Origin of the sequence: Thiocystis minor (assembly GCF_016653465.1) — a bacterium.
Lineage (GTDB): Bacteria > Pseudomonadota > Gammaproteobacteria > Chromatiales > Chromatiaceae > Chromatium > Chromatium minus.
Window position 1 is genome coordinate 1 of record NZ_NHSQ01000006.1, and the last position, 5,259, is coordinate 5,259.

At 61.4% G+C, this 5,259-nt stretch carries 5 protein-coding genes and 1 tRNA gene; 1 reads left to right on the forward strand and 5 read right to left on the reverse strand.

Features of this window, described 5'->3' with window-relative positions:
• Window positions 1-122 precede the first annotated feature (122 nt).
• The 5 genes from CCR95_RS00275 to CCR95_RS00295 form a co-directional block, all read right to left on the reverse strand.
• The gene (locus CCR95_RS00275; protein WP_201090836.1) at window positions 123-266 is read right to left on the reverse strand and encodes a hypothetical protein; all 144 of its coding nucleotides are present in this window, start codon (window positions 264-266) and stop codon (window positions 123-125) included.
• Entirely contained in the window at window positions 263-1,360 is a 1,098-nt protein-coding gene (locus CCR95_RS00280; protein ID WP_201090837.1) for a tyrosine-type recombinase/integrase, read from the reverse strand. The genes CCR95_RS00275 and CCR95_RS00280 overlap by 4 nt, the downstream gene beginning before the upstream one ends.
• 466 nt (window positions 1,361-1,826) lie before the next feature.
• Window positions 1,827-1,913, reverse strand: a tRNA-Leu gene (locus CCR95_RS00285).
• Between the two features lie 142 nt (window positions 1,914-2,055).
• Window positions 2,056-2,499 (reverse strand): tetratricopeptide repeat protein, encoded by a 444-nt coding sequence (locus CCR95_RS00290; protein ID WP_201090838.1) that lies wholly within the window; start codon window positions 2,497-2,499, stop codon window positions 2,056-2,058.
• A gap of 121 nt (window positions 2,500-2,620) precedes the next feature.
• Window positions 2,621-3,433 carry an inositol monophosphatase family protein gene (locus CCR95_RS00295; RefSeq protein ID WP_201090839.1) on the reverse strand — a complete coding sequence of 271 codons (813 nt, stop codon included), beginning with the start codon at window positions 3,431-3,433 and terminating at the stop codon, window positions 2,621-2,623.
• Between the two features lie 181 nt (window positions 3,434-3,614).
• Here CCR95_RS00295 and CCR95_RS00300 point away from each other — a divergent pair, with 181 nt between their 5' ends.
• Window positions 3,615-5,105 (forward strand): mannose-1-phosphate guanylyltransferase/mannose-6-phosphate isomerase, encoded by a 1,491-nt coding sequence (locus CCR95_RS00300; protein WP_201090840.1) that lies wholly within the window; start codon window positions 3,615-3,617, stop codon window positions 5,103-5,105.
• The last annotated feature ends 154 nt before the right edge of the window (window positions 5,106-5,259 follow it).

Sequence of the window (5,259 nt, forward strand, 5' to 3'; positions counted from 1 at the left end):
CTGTTTGCAAATAATCTGGGTTCGTTGGCAAATAATCCGGGTCCTGGATCCCCGATATTTGCAGTTAATTCGGGTCGAAAATTGCGATGTTTGCAGGTCGGGCCGCGGATGTTTGCAGGCCGCTACAGGTAGTCGGGGTCAGCCAGCGGTAGGCGTGTCCTTGGATTGAGAGACAGGTTCTTCTGATCGGGCAGTTCACACCAATAGCGCACGATCTCCGCAATGGTATAGCAGGGTCGTTCGTACAGAGACCAGTCGACCGTCATGAGAGGAACCTCGCGTTCATTCTCTCCACCACCGAAGCCGTGTGGGCCTCGCTTAGGTGCGCATAGCGCTTTACCATGGCCAGGGTCTTGTGGCCCAAGACTTCGGCGATCTCGGCGAGGCTGGCGCCGTTCATGGCGAGATAGGAGGCAGTCGTGTGGCGAAGGTCGTGAAAATGGAAATTCTTGATCTCCGCCCGCTTGAGTGCCGCTTCCCATGCGGCCCGAAGGTCGACGGGTTGCACGGGGCTTGGGGCGCGTGCCTGTCCTGGAAAGACCAAATCGGTATCCAGTCGCTTGATCTTGGCGTGCTCCTTTAGCAAGGCAAGGGCAGGACCAGTCAGTGGAACCACGCGAGTCTCGCCGTTCTTGGTTGCACGCAAGGTAATCCGACCTCTTGGCAAATCCACGTCAGTCCAGCGAAGACCCATCAGTTCTCCTTTGCGCATCCCGGTGGATAAGGCCAGGACAACAACCGTGTTCAGCCAGGGGTTACGGGATTCACGGCAGGCAATCAGCAGCGCCTCACGTTCCTCGTCGGAGAGGAACCGCACACGCCCATCCGGTTCGGTGGGACGCTCCACTTTCCGCATGGGCGAGTCGTCGATCCAGCCCCACTCACGGACCGCGATACCGAAGGCATGGGACAGTGGCGCCATATAGCGAACCACGGTCGAAGAGGATATGGGCTGCCCATCCCGCTTGATGGTGCGGGCGAGTTTGTCACGCGCTTCGACGATCTTAGCGGGCGTAAGATCGGCGAGGGTATAGAGTCCCAACTCGCCTCGCCACCACTCAAGCTGTGACTTGATGATGGCAATACTTCGCGCACTGCGGGGTCGCCTGGACTTCCGGGGCGGCCTGGGCAGGACATCCCGGATGTAACGATCGATCAAATCCGACAAGGTGTGTCGACGAGACTCGATGGTCTTGAAGTGCCGGCCTTCGCGGATCGCGGCCTCGGTCTGCTGCGCCCACTTCTTGGCGTCGGTCTTGCGGGTGAAGGTGGCGCGCTGCGCCGGATGGCCTTTCAATCGAACCTCGACGCGATAGCTGGTGGCGCCGGTGCTGTCGGTGCGTTCGGTGATGGTGGCCATGGGTCACTCTCCCATGGTCGAACAGTTGTGGGCGATATACTTAGGGATAGCCATTGCCGGGCCTCTTCTTCAGGTCGGGTGGTGGTCAGGGCCTCGGGTCGGGTACCAGCCGATTCGGGGCCTGTTCGACTACAGCAAAAGCTTACGACAAACGGCAAAAAATACCAACATCAGATATGAAATCTGATGAACAAATGTCTCATGCTATTGGGTAAAAACACTTTATTCAGTGCGCCATAAATCCGTGGCGCACTTGTGGCGCATTCGCCCGTAAAAACTGGATTCCGACGAGCCTGATTGGTATTGCTTGAGCCTGTGTCTCGGAGGTGCAGACGGGGTCGCAAAATCCGGGTGGGCCGGATGTGCTTTGTCGCGGAGTGTTGCGGGTAAGTGCGCCGTGAGTGCGCCACAGGCATTGGGGCTAAAGAAAAAGGGGTCAGGCTTTCGCCTAACCCCTTGTCTTTATTGGTACCGAGGGCCGGAATCGAACCGGCATGGGGTCGCCCCCGTCAGATTTTGAGTCTGATGCGTCTACCAATTTCGCCACCCCGGCAACGCAGTCGGAAAATATACACTTGTGCCGAGTGAAATGGTATCCCTGGTGGGCGATTCCTCATCGCCGATCAGTTTTGCGTAGCCAGGGCTTCCTGCCCAGAAGGCCTGACTACGCAGGTTTACGCCAATGGTTCAGACGGTCAGCGTTCGTCAAATCCCGCCAGCCGATAGAGCCGGTTGGCCTCTTCCTGATCTTTCTCCACGCCGTGGCCCTCTTCGTACATCAGCGCCAGCGTCGTGAGCGATCCGACGAGCCCTTGCTCGGCGGCTTTTTTGAACCATTCGATGGCCTTGGCCGGATTCTTGTCGGTGCATTCGCCCTGCATGTACATGAAGGCCAGACCATGCTGCGCAAGTCCGAGACCGGCGGTGGCGGCGGCCTTCATGTAACTGTAGGCCAACAGCGGATTCGGCAGCATGCCAAGCCCGTTCTGGGCCATGATCGCCATGCGGTACTGCGCCTCAACGTTGCCTTGTTCGGCGAGCGGAGACAGCAGGCCCGTGGCCCGGGAGAATTGTTTGGACTCGAAGGCGGCAATGCCGCTGGAGAGGTCCATGTCGAGACCGCTGGGGTCATGACTCATCAGGAAATACCTCAGGTTGCATCGGTGGGCGGCGCGATCGTCGCCCGGACGTATTCTGTTCCCGCGAAACTGAGGGCGGCGACGGGCGAATCAACCTGATTCCGCGGGTACGGATGATAATTCAGGCCCCTTTCAAGGGCAGATCGACAAAGGCAAGCCAGCGTTCCAGCAACTCCTCAGTGGCGGCCGCGATGGCAAGTTGGGATTCCAGCGTCAGCCCTTCGGTCGGCGTGACGCCGTCCCTTCGATACTGACGCGAGGCCGCGCCAGCCTCGTCCGCGATCAGACGACCCGCGGCATAGTCCCAGAGTCGCTGACCGCCATGCAGATAGAGCTGAAAGCGTCCGGACGCCAGCCAGCACCAGTCCAGCGCCACCGACCCGAGATTGCGTTGCGAGCGGAAGCCGCCGGGGCGAAAGAGCGCGGCCAGCGATTGGGGCGGCAGCCGCTTCAGATCGATCATGGCCAGACAGTCGCCCAGTTCCGGGCCGGACGCGAAGGGCCGGATCGGTTCTCCGTTGAGACAGGCGCCCTGACCGCGGGCGGCGGTGAAACACTCATCGCGCACCGGGTCGAGGATCGCGCCCAGCACCGCCTGGCCCTGCTCGAACAGGGCCAGCGAGATCGAGAATCCAGGATAACCGCAGGCATAGTTACTGGTTCCGTCCAGCGGATCGAGCACCCAGACGCCACGGTCGGCGGCGGCGAGCAGGCGTTCCTGCTCGGACTCGCTCATCTCCTCCCCCAACAAGGGGATTGCGGGAAAGGCGCGCGCGAGGGCTTCGGCGAGATGGGTCTGCGCCGCCAGATCCGCCGCAGTGACCAGGCTGCCATCGGCCTTGCTGTCGACGCGCGTGCGGTGCCAGCGCGGCATGATTTCGGTCGCGGCGGTGTCGCGCAGCAGCCGAGCCAATAGAGTCAGTTCAGGGTTCATCGTGTCAGCATCCTCTCGTCTGTGTTTGACCGCGAAGGGTTAGGTTGTTCTAATCGAAACCGCGTTCCGAGTGACTGCCCGTGCGTTCAGGCCGGGACAAGCCGACAGGTAAACACAGCCTCTCCCGCCGGACGCAATTGCACGATTTTCCCGTTCAACTCCACGGATCAGGTCACCCGCAATGCCACTACAACCTGTGATTCTATCTGGCGGTTCCGGTACCCGGCTCTGGCCGATGTCCCGCGAAGCCTATCCGAAACAGTTTCTGCCCCTGACTAGCGAGCACACGCTCTTCCAAGAGACCGTGCGGCGTCTCGACGGACTGGACGAGGAACACCCGCGTCAGGCGATCGGACAAACCGACCCGCTGGTGGTCTGCAACGAGGCGCATCGTTTCCTGGTCGCCGAACAGATGCGTCTCATCGGACGGCATCCCGCCGGGATCCTCCTCGAACCCAAGGGCCGCAATACTGCGCCCGCGTTGACGCTGGCCGCGCTCGCCGCCACCCAGGCGGGCGACGATCCCATCCTGCTAGTCATGCCGGCGGATCATACCATCCGCAATGAACCCGGTTTCCGCGCGGCCGTGGCCGATGCCTGCGTGATTGCCCGACAGGGCGCCGTGGTGACCTTCGGGATCGTGCCGAGCAAACCCGAGACCGGCTACGGTTATATCCGTCAGGGACAGCCCCACCCCTCGGAGGGACTCGCGGGCTGCGCCTATGGCCTGGCCGGATTCGTGGAAAAACCCGATGCCGAGACCGCGCAAGGCTATCTGGCCTCCGGCGACTATCTCTGGAACAGCGGTATATTCGTACTCAAGGCCTCACTCTGGATGAGCCTGATCGAGCGCTTTCGACCCGACATCGCGCAGGCCGCGACCGCGGCCTTCGCCGGCGCCAAGATCGATGGCGCCTTTCTGCGTCTCGATCCCGATCTCTTCGGCGCCTGTCCCAGCGACTCCATCGACTATGCGGTCATGGAACATCTGTCGGATGGCGCCGCCGCCGATCTGCCCCCGGCGGTGGTGGTGCCGCTCGATGTCGGCTGGTCCGATGTCGGCGCCTGGTCGGCGCTCTGGGAGGTCCGCGAACAGGACGCGGCGGGGAATGTGCTGACGGGCGATGCCTTCGTGCACAATGCCCACAACAATCTGCTGATGGCCCAGCATCGGATGGTGGCGGCGATCGGCGTCAACGATCTGATCGTGGTGGAGACGCCCGACGCGGTGCTGGTCGCCACCAAAGATAGCGCGCAGGACGTGAAGGCCGTCACCCAGTTTCTCCAGCGCGAGCAGCGCAACGAGCATCGTCATCATCAGCAGGTCCATCGGCCCTGGGGCTCCTACGAGTCCATCGGACAGGGGCCGCGTTATCAGGTCAAGCGGCTGATCGTCAAACCGGGCGAATCGCTCTCGCTCCAGATGCACCATCACCGGGCCGAGCACTGGGTTGTGGTCTCGGGCACCGCGCGCGTCACCTGCGACGGCAAATCCTTTCTGCTCACGGAGAATCAGTCCACCTACATCCCGGTCGGCACCACGCATCGGCTGGAAAATCCCGGCAGCATCATGTTGGAGCTGATCGAGGTCCAGTCCGGCAGTTATCTCGGCGAAGACGACATCGTGCGTTTCGAGGATCGCTACAATCGGGATCCGACCGAAACCCGTTGATCCCGCGTCAGGACAGGGCGAGCGCGCTTAAACATTCCGTTTTTCGGGTAGTTGACGGATGATCGCGAGAAACGACTATCGGAGTTTCTCATGTCAGCCAGCCTTCTTGAGCATTTTGCGTCCCTGGAAGATCCCCGGATCGAACGTAACAAGC